Raw genomic sequence first — 17,504 nt, 5'->3', positions numbered from 1 at the left:
CCATCCCCCCGATGAAGTCATGTTCCTACTTTTGCAATGGCCTGGTTATTTGCCTGTTCAAATTCCGCAATATAGGCGTCGATAGGTTGTGGGCGCGCGAAGAGATAGCCCTGTCCGCAATCCACTCCAATATCCTTGAGCATCTCCTGCTGCTCGACGGACTCGATACCTTCGGCAATAACCACGCAGTTCATCTTGTGGGAAATGGCGCTGATGCCCTCCACAAGCATTCGGCTTCTCTGGCTGATCTCTGGCACCTTATCACGAATGGAACGTGTAAACGACTGGTCGATCTTGACGATATCGACCGGGAAACGATTGAGATAGCTCAGCGAGGAATAGCCCGTTCCGAAATCGTCCAGTGCAATGCGGCAGCCCAACTGACGTATGGCATCCAGCACAGCCCGGATTTGCGGGTCGTCATGCATCAACACGGCCTCTGTGATTTCGATGACCAGCCTGCTCGGTACGATGTCATGGCGATAGAGAAGCCCGGCAATTCTGGTCGGCAAGCCCGGCTCGAACTGCAGCGCGGAGAAATTCACGGCCACATAGACGTTCTCCAGACCTGGCAACTCCGACAGCTTGGCGAGATTGCGGATGGAGTGTTCAAGGATTTTGCTGCCGATGCGGCTGATCGAACCGTTTTCTTCAGCGACGGCGATGATGGCTGCGGGAGACAGAAGGCCCTTACGGGGATGTCTGACGCGCATCAGCGCTTCGAAGCCGACAGTTTCACCGCTTTTCAGCTTCTGGATGGGTTGGAAATAGGCCTCCAGCCAGTTCTCCTTCAAGGCCTGCTCGATATCCTGTTCGATTTCCGCGCGCTCGCGAGCCTCGTTCATGAAGGCCGGATCGAAGATTTGCGCACCGTTCTTGCCTGCGCGCTTTTTGCTATACATGGCCATGTCCGAGTTTTGCAGAAGCTCGGCGGCGGTTTTTGCATGGCTCGGATAAAGCGCCAGACCGATACTTGCGCTGAGGCGAACGCTGTGGCCGTTGGCATCGAATGGCGTATCGAAGATTGCGCAGATTTCGGCGCAGATGCGTTCGGCGCGCTGCTGGGTCATGGGACCCGCCAACAGAACCGCGAATTCATCTCCACCAAGGCGAGATGCGCTATCCATGGGCGTCAGAAGAAGCTTTAAACGATCAACGAAACCCTTGAGGACGGCGTCGCCGGCCGCGTGACCCAGATTGTCATTGATGATCTTGAAGCGGTCTAGGTCGATGAAAAGGCAGGCGAGTTCAGTATGGTTTTCATCGGCTTCGATAATCTTCTCGTCCAGAATGGCTTCGAAGCCCTGACGGTTGAATAGCCCGGTGAGGTGATCCGAAATGGCCTGCATCCGGTTGCGCAATTCCGAGCGTCGAAGCTCCGTTACGTCGGTCATGACGCTCAGACATTCGGAGCGGTGGTGGCCATCGCCCGCATCCAGCGCTTTTTCAGCAATCAGGACATCCATGATGCGGCCATCGCCGCATTGGAACCGTATGGTCAGTTCGGAGCTTCCTGCCATGCCATGGGTTGTGTGTTCGTTGTGCTTGCGCAATACGAAACGGGCCCGATCTTCCGGGAAGATCAGGCTCGCGAAATTGTGGCCCAAAACGTCTGCCCGCTGGTAGCCTGTCGCCTCTACCCAATAATCGCTCACTGCAGCGATGCGATCGGTCGGATCCAGCGAGAACAGCATTGCTGGCGTGCGGTTATAGATTTCCGTCGTGCGCTGATGCGCCTTTTTGATTTCCTGCTCTTCCCGCTCCAACTGAATCTGCATTTCATTGAAGCTTTGCGCCAAGCGGCCCATTTCGTCCTCGGATCGCCAGTCCACATGGTGGCGGGAGCCGAGACGCCGTGTTGCCTCGATGGCTGCCGTCAGCCTCAAGAGCGGCTTCATCACCATCAGACGGTTGCCGATGATGGCCGCTGCAAAAATCGTGAAGATGGCGAGGACGAAGATCGATATGGCCGCAAGCTCGATAGTGCCGAGAGAGGCAAACAGGCCGACATTCTGGTAAAAAACGGTGATGGTGCCGACTTTTGTTTCACCATCAAGATTCTTGTAGGTGATGTCGCGGCTGATAGACGAGATATCCGAGGGCGTACGGGAGCCGGCTGTCTGGGTTATATCGAGCTGGCCGAATATGTCGCGGACCTTGACCATGTAGACGGCAGGATCGGTGACCAGCGTTCCGGTAATCTGGTTGATGCTTTCATCGTCGAGATCCCACAGCGGACGCCCCAGGGCCTGCGCATTGGCAACCAGCAGGATTTCCAGACGGTCATTCTGATTTTCGACGGTTTCGTGGTGGGAAAGCATCAGCAGGATAGTGAAGAGCGGAGTGACCAACGCCAAAAGCGCGCCGGAAACAATCGCTATGAAGCGACTTTCTACGGAGTGAGTCATATGCCGTACTACCGTCCCTTTGCCCTTCAACCCTTGCCGCGCGTACAACAGAAGCACGCGATTAAAAGTCTTGTTTGAAAATGGTGACGCGTCCCAGATTAGATAAGTCTCAGACAATGGTCCCGAACGTACCAATCGTATGACGTCTAAACTTAAAGTTTTGAATTATCGTTTCCGGGCATGATTAATCAGCACTAAATAATTCTGATGGCGATTGTTGAAAGATCTATGGATATCATCCGGCCATAAAAAATGCCCCGCGTCCTGAGGATGCGAGGCATTAGAAGGCATAAAAGCAGCGTCGAAACGCGACTTATTCTTCGGAAGCTTCTTCTGTCGGAGCTTCTGCTTCATCAACAATCGCGACGACTGGCGGCACGATGGTTGCAATTGTGAAATCGCGGTCGGTGATAACAGGTGCGACGTTCTTCGGCAGCTTGACCTGCGAGATGTGAACGCTGTCGCCGATCTTCAGACCGTCGAGGTCAACCGTGATCGCCTCAGGAATGTCGTTTGCCGGAACGTGGGCTTCGACAGTGTGACGAACGATGTTGAGAACGCCACCCTTCTTGATCTCGGACTTTTCTTCATTGATGAAGTGAACCGGGATTTCGACGGTAACCTGCGAATTGCCGGATACGCGCAGGAAGTCTACGTGCATCATGAAGTCGCGAACTGGATCGCGCTGGTAGTCCTTCGGCAGAACCTTGTACTTCTGGCCGTCGACGTCGATCGTGGCGATGGTGGTCATGAAACCGCCAGCCTGAACGCGCTTCGTGACCTCGTTGGTCGAGATCGCGATGGAAATCGGGGTTTGCTTGTCACCATAGATGACAGCAGGAATCAAACCGTTGCGACGAAGTTCACGAGAGGACCCCTTACCAACTCGTTCGCGCGCCTCGGCCTTGAGCTCATACGATTCTTTGCTCATGGCATAATCCTTTTAGGTTGTCTGGAGAGTTCACTCCGGCAGGCCGGATGGAACTGGAGAGGCGTTTTGAAAGCCATCTCGCCCGTGTTGCCTCCAAGGGTGTCTACACGGATGCGGGCGCTATAATATAAAGAGGGCACAAAGGCAAGGCTTGTCACCGCGTTGTCACGCAACGCCCTGTTTCACCCGTGGATTTAAGTCTGGACAAAATACCTCTATTTAGAGGGGTATAATTTAATTTTTGCTTATCTATATCAATAAACGCGATGAATACAGATGATGACTAGTATCTGTGACACTTCAACAGATGCGTGATGTCAATGTACCAAATTCTCACCTGCCTGGCCGTCGAACACGACATCCGCTACACATTGGCGGCAGTCACCATATGTGTCATGGGCAGCTTTCTGACCATGCGTCTCTTTGCACGCGCCAGACAATCCGAATCTATACAACGCGCCAACTGGCTTTTTCTTGCTGGCATGATCGGCGGAACCACGATATGGACGACCCATTTTGTCGCCATGCTGGGATATCAGGCACCCGGTAGTGTCGGCTTCCTGCCCGGCTTTACCGGATTGTCCTTTATCATCGCCATTCTTGCCACGACGGCGGGTTTTGCCATTTCGACCTATGGCGGACAATCCGCACTTGCCGAAGGCGGCGGGCTGGTTGTCGGCCTGGGCATTGCGTGTATGCATTACACCGGCATGGCGGCCTATACGGTACAGGGGACGTTGATCTGGGACCCATATTATGTGGTTGCGTCCATGGTGCTTGGCGCGATTTTCGGCGTTCTGGCGACAAATCGCGTCGTTCGTCCGGTCAACTGGTTCTGCAAGTATAGCGGCATGACGTTTCTGGTCCTTGCCATTGCCTCCACGCATTTTACCGCCATGGCGGCGTTTTCCTTGTCGTTTGATCCGGTATTGACCATCGCACCGGCTCTGGTGTCGCCGGGTCTCATGGGCGGCAGCGCAATCATCATTACCTTCGTGCTTCTGGCTTTCGGCTTTTCGACCTATGTCATCGACTCAGAGGCCAGCTTGCAGGCTGTCGCACGATACCGCCATCTGTCCCTTCACGATGCCCTTACGGGTATTCCCAACAGAGCAGCCTTTCATGAGCATCTGCAATTGCTGATGAAGCGCAGCGCCGATCCTACCGCGCGCATTGCCCTGCTGTCTTTCGATCTCAACCGCTTCAAGGAAATCAATGACGTCCACGGCCATGGGGCAGGGGACGCCGTACTTCGCTCACTGGCTGACCGCATGAGTTCGGTTCTGCGGCCCGGTGAATTCGTCGCCCGCGTCGGGGGAGATGAATTCGTTGCCGTGTTGCATCGCTTCTACTCGCGCGCAGACGGGATCGAATTTGCAAATCGGCTGCTGGCGGAAATTGTCAAGCCGGTGGCGTGGAACGGTACAGTGCTTTCGGTCGGTGCCAGCATCGGTATTGCGGTTGGCAATGCGGGTGCAAGAAATATCGATACGCTGATATCCCAGGCTGACGTCGCCATGTATCGCGCAAAAAGCGATGTGACCGGAACGATCTGCTTTTATGACAAGTCCATGGACGAAGCATCGCGCACCCGAAATGCGCTTGCGGTCAGCATGAGAGCGGGTCTGGCTGCGGGCGCATTCGAGCTTTATTTTCAACAGCAGAATGACACGGCCACCGGCACAATCGTTGGCTTCGAGGCTTTGCTGCGCTGGAACCATCCGGAGCGTGGCATGATTTCGCCTGCCGAATTCATTCCCATCGCCGAACAGACGGGCTTCATCATCGAAATGGGCGAGTGGGTGTTGCGCGAAGCCTGCTCCCAGGCCGTTCGATGGAAAAATCCCTTGAGCATCGCCGTCAACGTGGCGCCCTTGCAGCTTTCGGACTCGGATTTCGTGCAGAAAGTGCAGCGTATTCTTCTTGAGAGCGGGCTGGAGCCAGGTCGTCTCGAGCTGGAAATAACCGAAAGCGGCATTATCGACGATCACCGCCATGCGCTGCTGACGATCCGCAGGCTGAAAACACTCGGCGTTCGCATCGCCATGGATGATTACGGCACGGGCTATTCCTCCCTGTCGACATTGCAGAGCTTCCCCTTCGACAAGATCAAGATCGACCGCGCCTTCATCGAGGGGCTGGGATCGAACATACAATCGCAGGCTATCGTGCGCTCAACGCTCATTCTGGCAAACAGCCTGGATATTCCCGTTCTGGCGGAGGGTGTTGAGACGCTGGCCCATGTCGAATTCCTTCGTCGCGAAGGTTGCCAGCATGTGCAGGGCTACTATTTCGGGCGGCCGGGGCCTGCGGAGAGTATCGAGTCGGTGGTCAATCTTCCAAGAGAGCCCATCACCATTTCGGCGCAGGACGTTATCTCGCTCGCAAGCTGAGTGGGCGAAGAGCACGTAAAGCGTTTTTTTGTTGAAAGACCTTTGTTTCCGGCGCACCATCCCGTCAAACTCGGGAGGAGTCCATGTCTATCGGCACAGCGCATGCGGATCATGTCTACCAGAGTGCGAGCCAGCCATCGGCTGCCGCCAGTTCGCCCATAATCGCCTCTTGGCGTCGCTGCATGACGAAATACAAACTGGCGCCCGAACAGAGCAGCAAGCCAGTCTTTCTGACGGATACGGAATTTCAGCGCGCCCGGGAAGTGTCTGCCGGTCTGATCGCGGAGAGCGAGGACGAACTGGACCGGATCTTTACCGCAGTCGGAAAGGCCGGATGCTGCCTGCTTCTGACGGACGCAGATGGTGTGGCGCTGGAGCGACGCGGCGCTGTCAGCGATGATCGGGATTTCCGCCAGCTTGGCCTGTGGTCGGGAGCCGTCTGGAGCGAAGCAAGCGTCGGCACCAACGGCATCGGCACGGCGCTCGCCGATGAACGGTCCGTTACGATCTACCGCGACCAGCACTTCTTCTCCTCCAATATCAGTCTGTGCTGCACCACGGCGCCCATTCGCGATCACGTTGGGCAGGTGACCGGTGCCTTGGACATTTCCACCTGCCGCGACGATGTCAACGAATTCACCTTTTCCATGCTGACCCAGGCGGTGCGCGATGCGGCCCAGCGCATAGAAGGCAATCTTTTCCGGCGTGCCTTTCCCGGTGCGCGCATTCTCATGCTGCCATCAGGCGGCTCCACATCCCTGTCGCTTCTGGCCGTTGATCCCGACGATATCATTCTGGGGGCGACGCGGGCGGCGCGGCTTGCGCTGCGGCTGGACGATGCCCGCCTGGCGGCCGGTATTCCCGCGTCCGATGCGTTGAAGGAAGATCGCCATGACCGGGGTGCGGAGCTTGCAGAGGCAGAGCGAGCAGCACTCCGTCGTGTGCTGTCACGTGCCAATGGCAATATAACGCAGGCTGCATCCCTGCTTGGCATCAGCCGGGCAACGCTCCACCGCAAGATGAAGAAATTCGGCGTTCACTGAACCTCATGATGGTGTGTTGATCGCTTCCGCTGTCGCAGAAGTGAAACACTGTGCAATGCGGAATCGCCCGCCACCTCTATGAATGGCCGCATTCTGCGAGCACCTTCCTGTCACGCGGTCAGATAAGGACCGCATTTCATCAGGGAGGATGAACTCATGAACATTCAGGTCCAGCAAAAGGCCGGCGAAGCGCCGTTCAAGCTGAAATATGGCAATTACATCGGCGGCGAGTGGGTGGAGCCAAAGTCGGGTCGCTATATGGACAACCTGTCTCCGGTCACGGGTCACAAGATTTGCGAAGTCCCGCGCTCCGATGCCAGCGATATCGAAGCGGCACTGGATGCTGCGCACAAGGCCCGCGCGGCCTGGGGTCGCACCAGCGTAACGGAACGCTCCAATATTCTTCTCAAGATCGCTCAGCGCATCGAGGACAATCTCGACCTTATCGCCCGGGCTGAAACCTGGGATAATGGCAAGCCGCTGCGTGAAACCACCAATGCCGATATTCCGCTGACGATCGATCACTTCCGTTATTTCGCAGGCTGCGTGCGCGCGCAGGAAGGGTCCATCGGCCAGATCGATAATGATACCGTCGCCTACCATTTCCACGAGCCGCTCGGCGTCGTCGGCCAGATCATTCCGTGGAACTTCCCCATTCTCATGGCGGCCTGGAAGCTTGCGCCCGCGCTTGCGGCTGGCAACTGCGTGGTGCTGAAGCCTGCCGAGCAGACGCCTGCTTCGATCCTGCTGGTGATGGAGCTGATCGAAGACCTGCTTCCACCCGGCGTCCTCAACATCGTCAACGGCCTTGGTACGGAAGCGGGCAAGCCGCTGGCACAAAGCAACCGCATCGCCAAGATTGCCTTTACCGGCTCGACCTCGGTCGGCAAGGAAATCATGCGCTACGCCGCAGACAACGTCACCAACATTACGCTGGAACTGGGTGGCAAGTCTCCCAACATTTTCTTTGCGGATGTGATGAACGAAGACGACGCTTTCCTCGACAAGGCGCTTGAGGGCTTTGCGATGTTCGCCCTCAATCAGGGCGAAGTGTGCACGTGCCCATCGCGCGCGCTGGTTCACGAGTCCATCTACGATCGCTTCATGGAAAAGGCGATCAGGCGCGTGGAAGCGATCAGCCAGGACGATCCGCTGAATGCCGCAACCATGATCGGTGCGCAGGCATCCCAGGAGCAGTTCGACAAGATCATGAGCTATCTTGAGATCGGCAAAAAGGAAGGTGCAAAGGTCCTGACCGGTGGTGACAAGAAGTCGCTGTCGGGCAACCTGAAGGATGGCTTCTACATCCAGCCGACGGTCTTCGAAGGCAATAACAAGATGCGCGTGTTCCAGGAGGAAATCTTCGGCCCTGTCGTATCCGTGACTACCTTCAAGACCCTGGACGAGGCCATCGAGATTGCCAATGACACGGTGTATGGCCTTGGCGCGGGCGTCTGGAGCCGTGACACCAATACGGCTTACCGGGCAGGGCGCGGCATTGAGGCCGGGCGCGTCTGGACCAATTGCTACCACGCCTATCCCGCAGGCGCTGCCTTCGGCGGCTACAAGCAGTCCGGTATTGGTCGCGAAACCCACAAGATGATGCTGGATCATTATCAGCAGACGAAAAACCTGCTGGTCTCCTACAGCCCCAACAAGCTCGGCTTCTTCTAGGAAGCGACAGGGTCCTCCCCGGAGCCGGTGGCCGCTGCCGCCGGCATTCTCCCGGAAGTTCTCGCGAGCTTCCGGGAGCCGGTTCCCGAAAGACAGAAAAAGCCGGAGCGGAATGCGCCGGCTTTTTTATTTCATTCAAGACAAGAAATGGAATATCTATTCCAATATCTGGGAGCTGGATATTCCGGCCGCAGTCTTAGTCAAACAGACCGGAAACCGACTGTTCCATCGATGTACGATTGATGGCTTCGCCGAGCAGGGTGGCTGTGGTGATGACGCGGATATTATGCGCTGACTGGACAGCTGTCGTCGGCTGAATGCTGTCGGTGATAACCAGCTCGCGCAGCTTGGAAGAGGCCACACGCGCCACGGCACCGCCGGAGAGAACGCCGTGGGTGATGTAAGCCGTCACGCTGGTCGCGCCGTTCTTGAGAAGCGCCTCTGCGGCGTTGCACAGCGTACCACCGGAATCCACGATGTCGTCGATCAGCAGGCAGTCCTTGCCGGTAACGTCGCCAATGACGTTCATGACCTCGGACTCGCCCGGACGGTCGCGGCGCTTGTCGACGATGGCGAGCAGACAGTCCAGACGTTTGGCCAGCGAACGGGCGCGCACCACGCCACCGACGTCAGGCGAAACGACAACGACGTTCTTGGTGTCGTAATGTTCCTTGACGTCGCGTGCCAGAATGGGTGCGGCGAAGAGGTTGTCGGTGGGAATATCGAAGAAGCCCTGGATTTGGCCTGCGTGGAGGTCCAGCGTCAGGACACGGTCAGCACCGGCTTCGGTAATGAGATTGGCAACGAGTTTCGCTGAAATGGGCGTCCGTGGACCGGCCTTGCGGTCCTGGCGGGCGTAGCCGAAATAGGGAAGAACGGCGGTGATGCGCTTTGCCGAGGAACGACGCATCGCGTCGATCATGATCAGCAGTTCCATCAAATGGTCATTGGCAGGGAAAGACGTGGACTGAACGACGAAAACGTCCTCACCGCGCACGTTTTCAGAAATTTCTACGAATATTTCCTGATCGGCAAACCGCTTTACAGTGGCATTTCCAAGAGGGACATTCAGATACTTGCAGATCGCTTCGGCCAGATGCCGGTTCGAATTGCCTGCGAAAACCTTCATTGCTGCCGCCTGTTTCCATGCCATCGCTTAAAACCCGACAGAGAATGTTCCCTGAGGTCCATGCGTCGTTAAACGGGGAGGAATACCCGACCCGAAGGGTGTCGGACACGCCGTTTTGCCATGGGCGCCTTAATAGCGGTGTTGCCCGTGAATGCAAGAGCTCAGAGGGTCTTACCCATGATTTTCGTGAAAACTTTGTGACTCCGCAATGCCTAAAAAAGTTTCATACCATCCTGAGTTGCTATCCGTGCTTTGCCTGCTTCCACGCCTGATAGTCATTGAGCGTTTGGGCAGCGATTTTCTGCATGGTTGTATCGGTCACCGCGCCCCATGGATCAGTGCCCCGCCGGGGCACAGTCTGCTGTCCCTGCAACCGGTGCAGTCTGGCGCCATTAGGGTCCAGAACATCCCATACATAGACGATGGTGACATTGCCGCCATCATCAAAGGCGGAAAGATATCCCTTGAGAATGTTTTCAGCGGAGGCATCCGTCGACGGCTTGATCGTCAGGCCCTTGGCGCGCGCTTCGGCACCCAGTTGGCGAGACAGGGGCGTAACGGCCTCTACAGGGGCACCAATGATGGGAAGAAAGCGGATGGAGCCTGCGGCAGATCCAGACGGCAGAGAGGCCACCTGCGTAGGCGCTTGCGCCTGGGGCTGGGCTGGCGCCGGGGCTTGTTGAGGAGGGACAGGCTGTTGCTGGGCGGTGGGTTGGCCGTATTGAGCGCCACTCGACATGGCCAGCGCCTGCGCTTGCCGCGTATTTTGCGGTGCGTAGGCAGGTATCTGGGCGGAGACCACGCCTGGAGACCGGTCTGCGGCCGCCGCCATCTGGTCGAGGTCGCCCTGATTGACCGGCGTTGATTGCGTGTTCCCATGGCCGACATCGACCAACGGGGTGAGCGTATCTGTGGTGTTACAGCCTGCCAGAACAGCGCTCAGGCAGGGGATTGCGATCATCATCCCTAGCCGCCGCATGGTGGATGTCCCTTCAATGTCGTCTCCCGCCGAACGTCTTTCGCAGCAATGTACGGTTCGTAGCCGACGGGAGTCAAATCGAGATTAGGCCGTGAGCAAATCCAGGCTATGACGGGAGAGCGATTCCGGCGCTCCCTCGGTCGTGAGGTAAGTCTGGCCAAGCGTCATGGCAACGCCGGAGTCGCTGTCCATGATGATCATGTGGACGAACAGCGTCATGTTGGGCAGGATTTCCTGGGTGTTGCCGGCATAGAACATCTGGTGCTCCATCCAGGAAGGCGAAAAGCGCGCGCCCAGCGAATAGCCGCAGGCATTGAGGCGGTGGCGTGTGAGGCCGCGCTCATCCATGATACGTGCGTGGACGTCGAAGACATCTCCGAAGGTGTAACCGGGACGCAGAACCTCCTCGATGGCGCGAATGTTCTCGGCACAGGCGTTATAAAGCTCCTTGTGACGGAATTCCGGCTCTCCGATCACGATGGTGCGCATCATGGCCGCATGGTAATGCGCGCTCACGCCTGCCCACTCCAGCGTCAACTGGTCCTTTGCATCAAGCTTGCGGCGTCCGGCCTTGTAGCGGCAGAGCAGCGCATCGGGACCGGAGCCGATAATGAACTCATTGGCAGGATAGTCTCCGCCGCCCGCGAAAACGGCACCCTGCATGGCGGCCAGTATCTCTGCCTCGTCAGCACCCGCAGCCACGATCTTCAGCGCTGCATCCAGCGCATCGTCTGCCAGTTCGCCCGCCCTCCGTGCATAGGCCACTTCCGCGGGGCTCTTGATCAGACGAAGGTTGCTGACGATGGCTGAAGCATCGATAATCTGGCCGAAGCTGGCAAGCTGGTTGTCCAGCAGGCGAGCAATGCGCCCGGTCATGCCGTGGGTGTCGAACTCGATACCGATGCGGCAACCCAGCAGATCCATCTCGCTGAGCAGGTTCTTGAGGTCCAGCGTTGGGTCGGCATTCAGGCGGTCCACCCATATGACGATGTTTTCGATGTTGGACGTCTGGCGCGCCTGGCGCAAATCCGCCGAGCGGGTGAGAAGCGTCATGCTGCCATCGGCCTTGACGATCAGGGTCTGGAAAAAGCAGTAGCCGAACGTGTCGTAGCCGGTCAGCCAATACATGCTTTCCTGCGCAAACAGCAAAACGGCATCCAGCTTTTCTTCTGCCATCTTTTCCATCAGGCGGGCATGGCGTGCCTCGAACTCGGCGGCGTCGAAATGCAGGGCCATATCAGGTCTCCAGAATTGCTATTGCTGAAATCTGCCGTCCATAGTCCGGTTCGGAGCGATGCGTGGTACGGCGGAAGGAAAAGAAACGGTCCTCATCGGGGTAGGTGCACAGACCTAGGTCCTCCACCTGCACTCCGGCATTCGCAAGCCTGTCGACGGTCAGCTTCTTCAGATCGAAAAAGGCATGGCCATCCTTGGGCGATGAGGAAAAGTAGGCCGCGTAGTCCGGGTTCATTTCCTTGAGGCTATCGACGCGCTCTGGTCCGACCTCGTAATTCTCCTGGGAGATGGACGGTCCGAGACTTGCGACGATGCGTTCACGCCGTGCTCCAAGAGCAATCATGGCTTCGATGGTGTTTTCCAGGACGCCGGATACCGCACCTTTCCAGCCCGCATGAGCCGCACCGATCACACCCTGTTGGGCATCGGCAAAAAGGATGGGCCCGCAATCGGCGCTCAAGACACCAAGGATCAGACCCGGAGTGGCGGTGACCATGGCATCAGCCTGAGGTCGCTCACCGTTATATGAGCCATCCACCACGACAACATCCGGGGAATGGACCTGATGGACCGTTGCCAGTCTTTCCACCGGCAGATCGAACCAGTTTGTCACGCGTCGTCTGTTTTCGGTAACGGCGTCGCGATCGTCGTCGGAGCCCAGGCCGACATTCAGTCCCCGATAAATGCCTTCGGAAACCCCGCCGTGACGGCCGAAGAAGCCATGGCGTATCTGTTTTCCGCCAGCAACGGCCAGCATGGGGCTGAGAATGGGAAGCGGCAGCGTTTCGTCCTGCATTGCGGTGTCATTCCTTGGCGATGTCGCTGATTTGAAACGCATATTTGCGAGCGAGTGTTTCCGTTTAAGCACATCACATGGGATGCTTGCGGCAGTTTTTGACTGCTTCGAATTGCGGCGATGTTGGCCCAAGGGCCATGCTGCTGTCAATCCAGCGGGCGGAAAGGCAAGAGGTGGACCGGCGTACTGGACACGGCAAGCACCTTGAAAAGCTCACCCATCTTGCCCACGCCTTCACCAGCCAGCCGATTGACGGCTTCCGCGATTTCCAGCGTCTGATCGGGGGTTGCTTTCGCAGCCAGCGCTTGCGCCCGCTCCCGCAGCCCAAGGCCATAGAGGAAGTCGCCCTGGGGCAGGCAGCCATTGACGTGCACGCCGTTGCTTTCCGCTGTCTTGACAAGGCTTTCGAAGTCGACATGGCTGGTGAGGTCCGCTTCGCCGGGATGCGCAAGAACCGGATCGAATTCATGCATTCGAAGCGCCTGCAATGTATCACCGAAGCCGGAAACCACGTGCCCGTAATCGATGATGAGGGCCGTACCACCCTGACTTTTCAGTTTCTTGGCAATGGCTGCCATGACCGCTTCACGAGCCGGGGAATATTCAAAAATGGTGCCGATGGGCTGACGTTCCGGGAATGGCGGCAGCAGTTCAGGGTCGATGCTGGCGAGCCCCGACGTGAAAATCAGCTCATCATCTGCGCCGAGTGCGACCACCCGTTCACGAAAGCCCTGTGGCGTCTTGACGAACTGCCGAATGGGGATGGCGTCGAACAGCTCGTTGGCGACGATCAGCAGAAAGCCCGGCGGAACCTCCTCAAAGCTTTCGTGCCACGAAATCTTGTCGCCATGGCTTGCCAGCTTCTTTTGCTGCGCTTCGGCCAGCCGCGGGCTAGTTTCCACAAGATGGACACTCATCGTTTCGTAGAGTGGCGGCGCAATGCGCTGAACCACGCGCAAAATGTCCGTCATCATCGTCCCGCGCCCCGGGCCGATTTCCACGAGGCGGGCATTTGCGAGCGTGCCATGGCGCTGCCAGGCGTGGACGATATACACGCCCAGCATTTCGCCAAACAACTGGCTCACTTCCGGCGCCGTTACGAAGTCACCAGTCCGGCCGAAGGGCTGGCGCGTCTTGTAGTAGCCGTGCTCGGGATCAGCCAGGCAGAGCGAAAAGAAGTCGGTAACATTCATCGGGCCGTTGAGGCGGATGAGCGACTTAATGCGGCGTGCGAGCGGTGTCGGCATCGTGGTTTATCCGGTTCTCTCTGGCGTCGCTGCGCGTTGGGCGCGCACGACAGCCCATAGACCTAAAAGGAACATGGGCGTCGACAGAACCATGCCCATGGTCAGCCAGTTTCCAGCGAGATAGCCGATCTGCGCATCGGGTTCGCGGAAGAATTCTACGAAAATTCTGGAAAGCGCGTAGCCGCAGACGAAAACACCCGTCACGGTACCCGGGCTTTTCAGCGCCTTGAAACCGTAGATAAGAATGGCCAGAACGATCAGCAAGACCAGTCCCTCCAGACCGGCCTCATAAAGCTGGCTCGGATGTCGCGCAAACGGACCGCCGGTTGGAAACACGACTGCCCAGGGAACATCCGTCAGGCGTCCCCACAATTCTCCATTGATGAAATTGGCAATTCGACCGAAGAAAAGCCCGAGCGGGGCGACTGCGGCAATGATGTCGAACATGCTCCAGACGGGTATGCCATTGCGTCTGGCGAAGAGGTACATCGCCAGCGTCGTTCCCATCAGGCCGCCGTGAAACGACATGCCGCCGTTCCAGACCTGCAATGCCCGCACCGGATTGGCCATGACGGCCGGCATGTCATAAAATAAAATGTAGCCGATGCGTCCGCCCAGAACGATGCCGACGGCTGCCCAGACAATAAAGTCATCCAGGTGCGCGGGGGTGACGGGCGATTTGTCATGCCGCCAGAGCGTGTCGGAAAGGCTGAGTTTGCGGGCGTAGTACCAGCCCAGCATGATGCCGAAGACATAGGCAATACCATACCAGTGAATGGCCAGCGGGCCCAGACTGAATGCCACCGGATCGATGTTCGGGAACGGCATGATGGATAACTGGGCGAGGGGTCCAAACAAATCGCTTATTCCATTGTCATTGCGTTGAGGGCAAGGAACGCCAGAGGGCTGACCTTAAGAACCAGATATCTCAATCATTCTTTTCCCGGAGCGGGAAAATGGCGATTGAAAAGGGTGCGGTCAAGGCGATTCTTCGGCGCGATCGTGACGCTGTCAATCGGGCAGCAAAAGGAACGGTTTCTTATTTCGCTTGCAACGTCGCGGGCGAGTGCCTACCTGAAGAGTATGGAGCGGAAAGGCGACCGGCTTTTCCCTATTCTGACCTGGATCTTTACGAGGACATCGCACCATGAGTACGACTGGAACAAACCGTATTTTCGATGAATTCGCGAAGCTTATGACCGATGCAGCAGGGGCAGCCCAGGGTATGCGCAAGGAAGTCGAGCAGGCTTTTCATGCGCAGGCAGAACGCTGGCTGAACAGTCTGGATCTCGTCAAGCGTGAAGAATTCGAAGCCGTGCGCGAAATGGCCATACAGGCTCGCGACGAAAACGACGCGCTGCGTGCGCGGCTGGACGCGCTGGAAGCAAAGCTCTCCGCAACCGCCTCCTGACGCTTCCAATCTGTTCGTTGATTCCGACGCCGGGCCTTCCAAAGGGCCCGGTTTTTTTATGCCTGTTCCGTTTTGCTACAGGTTTCGGCCACAGTGGGGATTCGGCCTGTGCAAGCAAGCAAATTCATTCAGTTTTTTTTAACGTCTGTGGAAACACTCGAAAAATGCAATTGGCAGAGTCGGTTATGACTCCCAACTGAGGTTTCGTACGAGGAGATATCCACCGTTCTGATTGCAAAAACGGGAAGGTGGGGGTGGCGCTGGGACTCGCTCGTTATACACTGATTTTAAATGATGATTCGTAATGAACTCGGTAAGCTCCAGACAGGTTAACTGCGTTATTCTGGCAGCGTCGGACATCATCCCAATGTGTTGTAACCGGCATTTGTGTGTGCGTTTTTGTGCCTTTGCGTGCGAGACAGAACATTCATTTCCGGCTGAGAAGGTGCCGTATGAGCTTAATGGAATTTGAAGTCGAACGTTACTCCAACCCGGTCGATATGATCGAGTTTGTGGCTGCGTCAAACGACTGGTCGTTCGAACGCTCCGGCGAGGATGAGATTGCCATGACGGTCGAAGGCCGTTGGGCGGATTACCATGTTTCGTTTTCCTGGATGGAACAGTTCGAGGCGCTTCATCTCGCCTGCGCCTTCGACATCAAGGTGCCCGATCACCGGGTCAACGAAGTCATCCGCCTTCTGTCGCATGTCAACGGCCAGACGCTGATGGGCCACTTCGATCTCTGGCGTCAGGAGGATGTCATCATCTTCCGGCAGTCGCTGCTTCTGGCAGGCGGGGCGGAGCCCACCAATCAGCAGGTGGAAGTGCTTCTTTCAAGCGCGCTTGAAGCCTGCGAGCAGTATTTCCAGGCATTCCAGTTTGTCGTCTGGTCCGGCATGGAAGCGAAGGCTGCCATGGAAGCGGCACTGTTCGAGACGGTTGGAGAGGCCTGATCGATGGTCACTCTTGCATCGGGTCCACTTGTTCTGATCGGCGCTGGCAATATGGGCGGTGCTTTGCTGTCGGGCTGGCTTGAGAAGGGCATCACCGGCTCTTCCATCCTCGTCGTCGATCCGGGTCCGTCCGATATCATGATGAGGCGGATTACCGAATCCGGTGCAACGCATCTGACAGAAGCGCCGCGCGATACTGTTGCGGGTATTCTGTTTCTGGCCATTAAGCCGCAGTTGATGGATACGATCCTGCCCGCCCTGAAAACACTTGTCGGGCCGCAGACGATTGTCGTCTCGATCGCAGCAGGCAAGACGCTCGCAGGCATAGAGGCCTCGCTTGGCAAATCCGCGGCCATCCGCGCCATGCCGAACACGCCCGCCATGATTGGCCGTGGTGTGACCGGCGCCTATGCCAATGAGGCGGTGTCCGAGCAACAGCGTTCGCTTGTGGAAACCTTGCTGAAGGTCAGCGGCCCCGTCGAGTGGGTGCCGACCGAAGCCGATATTGACGCGGTTACGGCTCTCTCGGGCAGCGGGCCTGCTTACGTTTTTTATCTCGTCGAGTGCATGGCGGAGGCAGGTCGCAAAGCTGGCCTGCAGGCGGACCTCGCCATGCGTCTCGCACGGGAAACCGTCGCGGGGGCTGGTGAACTGCTTCACCAGTCCCCCGAGGACGCCTCACGGCTACGAAAGAACGTTACATCGCCGGGCGGCACAACAGCTGCAGCGCTTTCGGTGCTGATGGCAGATAACGGGATGCAACCACTTTTCGACAAAGCCATTGCCGCTGCGAAGAAACGGGCCGAAGAACTGGCCGTGTAAGCTGGAGCGTTTCCTTTTAACAGGGAGACGCTCGAGGACCGGGTCCCCTTAGGGGCATCGGTCCCTCCATGTCTCTGGGAGATTGGACGATGAGCGAAGAAATCACCTATGCGGACTTTGAAAAGGTCGATATTCGCGTTGGCACCATCATCGAGGCCGAGCCTTTTCCCGAAGCGCGTAAGCCCGCTTTCAAGCTCAAGATCGATTTCGGTGCCGAGATCGGCATCAGGAAATCATCTGCACAGATCACAGTTCACTATACGCTGGACTCACTGGTCGGCCGACAGGTTCTGGGCGTCGTGAACTTTCCGCCACGCCAGATCGGTCCCTTCCGCTCGGAAGTTCTGACGCTCGGTTTTGCGGATGAGAAGGGCGACATTGTTCTCGCCAGCGTGGAACAGGCAGTGCCAAACGGCGCGAAAATGTGCTGACATCGAACTCCGTCCACGGCGTCGTCCATGGCAGGGGCATTTGCCTCACCA

General features: G+C 57.3%; 16 protein-coding genes. 8 read left to right on the top strand and 8 right to left on the bottom strand.

Annotation, left to right across the window (positions count from 1 at the left end; translation table 11 throughout):
- Positions 1–17: 17 nt before the first annotated feature.
- Together QRN85_RS15095 and QRN85_RS15090 are read right to left on the bottom strand one after the other, a co-directional pair.
- Entirely contained in the window at positions 18–2,408 is a 2,391-nt protein-coding gene (locus QRN85_RS15095; protein ID WP_113099328.1) for an EAL domain-containing protein, read from the bottom strand.
- Positions 2,409–2,721: 313 nt separating this feature from the next.
- Positions 2,722–3,339 (bottom strand): 50S ribosomal protein L25/general stress protein Ctc, encoded by a 618-nt coding sequence (locus QRN85_RS15090; RefSeq protein ID WP_062585159.1) that lies wholly within the window; start codon positions 3,337–3,339, stop codon positions 2,722–2,724.
- Between the two features lie 320 nt (positions 3,340–3,659).
- Between QRN85_RS15090 and QRN85_RS15085 the strand changes: the two genes are divergently transcribed.
- The 3 genes from QRN85_RS15085 (at position 3,660) to adh (ending at position 8,449) form a co-directional block, all read left to right on the top strand.
- The gene (locus QRN85_RS15085; protein ID WP_284759594.1) at positions 3,660–5,732 is read left to right on the top strand and encodes a putative bifunctional diguanylate cyclase/phosphodiesterase; all 2,073 of its coding nucleotides are present in this window, start codon (positions 3,660–3,662) and stop codon (positions 5,730–5,732) included.
- 83 nt (positions 5,733–5,815) lie between these two features.
- Complete coding sequence (locus QRN85_RS15080; RefSeq protein ID WP_062585162.1) at positions 5,816–6,775, top strand: helix-turn-helix domain-containing protein; 960 nt, start codon at positions 5,816–5,818, stop codon at positions 6,773–6,775.
- A 156-nt stretch (positions 6,776–6,931) separates the two neighbouring features.
- On the top strand, positions 6,932–8,449 hold the full coding sequence (gene adh, locus QRN85_RS15075) for an aldehyde dehydrogenase (RefSeq protein ID WP_113218865.1): 1,518 nt from the start codon (positions 6,932–6,934) through the stop codon (positions 8,447–8,449).
- 196 nt (positions 8,450–8,645) lie between these two features.
- Here the strand turns inward: adh and QRN85_RS15070 are convergent, their stop codons facing one another.
- From QRN85_RS15070 to lgt, 6 genes are all read right to left on the bottom strand, one after another.
- The gene (locus tag QRN85_RS15070) at positions 8,646–9,578 is read right to left on the bottom strand and encodes a ribose-phosphate pyrophosphokinase (protein WP_062585639.1); all 933 of its coding nucleotides are present in this window, start codon (positions 9,576–9,578) and stop codon (positions 8,646–8,648) included.
- 241 nt (positions 9,579–9,819) lie between these two features.
- Positions 9,820–10,542, bottom strand: a complete 723-nt coding sequence (locus QRN85_RS15065; RefSeq protein WP_284759119.1) for a hypothetical protein — start codon at positions 10,540–10,542, stop codon at positions 9,820–9,822.
- Between the two features lie 99 nt (positions 10,543–10,641).
- Positions 10,642–11,793: a M24 family metallopeptidase gene (locus QRN85_RS15060; RefSeq protein ID WP_112962696.1), complete on the bottom strand. Its 1,152-nt coding sequence runs from the start codon at positions 11,791–11,793 to the stop codon at positions 10,642–10,644.
- A gap of 1 nt (position 11,794) precedes the next feature.
- Positions 11,795–12,589: a peptidoglycan editing factor PgeF gene (pgeF, locus tag QRN85_RS15055; RefSeq protein WP_284759118.1), complete on the bottom strand. Its 795-nt coding sequence runs from the start codon at positions 12,587–12,589 to the stop codon at positions 11,795–11,797.
- Positions 12,590–12,735: 146 nt separating this feature from the next.
- Positions 12,736–13,836 (bottom strand): class I SAM-dependent methyltransferase, encoded by a 1,101-nt coding sequence (locus tag QRN85_RS15050; protein WP_062585169.1) that lies wholly within the window; start codon positions 13,834–13,836, stop codon positions 12,736–12,738.
- A gap of 6 nt (positions 13,837–13,842) precedes the next feature.
- Positions 13,843–14,664 (bottom strand): prolipoprotein diacylglyceryl transferase, encoded by an 822-nt coding sequence (gene lgt, locus QRN85_RS15045; protein WP_062585644.1) that lies wholly within the window; start codon positions 14,662–14,664, stop codon positions 13,843–13,845.
- Positions 14,665–14,792: 128 nt separating this feature from the next.
- Here lgt and QRN85_RS15040 point away from each other — a divergent pair, with 128 nt between their 5' ends.
- The 5 genes from QRN85_RS15040 to QRN85_RS15020 all read left to right on the top strand — a co-directional run bounded on the left by QRN85_RS15040 (position 14,793) and on the right by QRN85_RS15020 (position 17,453).
- Positions 14,793–14,987 carry a hypothetical protein gene (locus tag QRN85_RS15040; protein WP_284759116.1) on the top strand — a complete coding sequence of 65 codons (195 nt, stop codon included), beginning with the start codon at positions 14,793–14,795 and terminating at the stop codon, positions 14,985–14,987.
- A complete protein-coding gene (locus QRN85_RS15035; RefSeq protein ID WP_062585174.1) occupies positions 14,984–15,247 on the top strand; it encodes an accessory factor UbiK family protein in 264 nt (87 codons plus the stop codon). Before QRN85_RS15040 ends, QRN85_RS15035 begins: the two co-directional genes overlap by 4 nt.
- Positions 15,248–15,699: 452 nt before the next feature.
- Positions 15,700–16,200, top strand: coding sequence for a type III secretion system chaperone family protein (locus tag QRN85_RS15030; protein WP_062585176.1), 501 nt, complete (start codon positions 15,700–15,702; stop codon positions 16,198–16,200).
- A 3-nt stretch (positions 16,201–16,203) separates the two neighbouring features.
- Positions 16,204–17,022 (top strand): pyrroline-5-carboxylate reductase, encoded by an 819-nt coding sequence (proC, locus tag QRN85_RS15025; RefSeq protein WP_062585178.1) that lies wholly within the window; start codon positions 16,204–16,206, stop codon positions 17,020–17,022.
- A gap of 89 nt (positions 17,023–17,111) precedes the next feature.
- Positions 17,112–17,453 (top strand): tRNA-binding protein, encoded by a 342-nt coding sequence (locus QRN85_RS15020; protein ID WP_113092553.1) that lies wholly within the window; start codon positions 17,112–17,114, stop codon positions 17,451–17,453.
- The last annotated feature ends 51 nt before the right edge of the window (positions 17,454–17,504 follow it).

Source organism: Agrobacterium sp. fls2-241-TYG-188a, assembly GCF_030209845.1.
The sequence above is the reverse complement of the archived record's forward strand: the minus strand, read 5'-3'. Positions and strand labels throughout refer to the sequence as shown.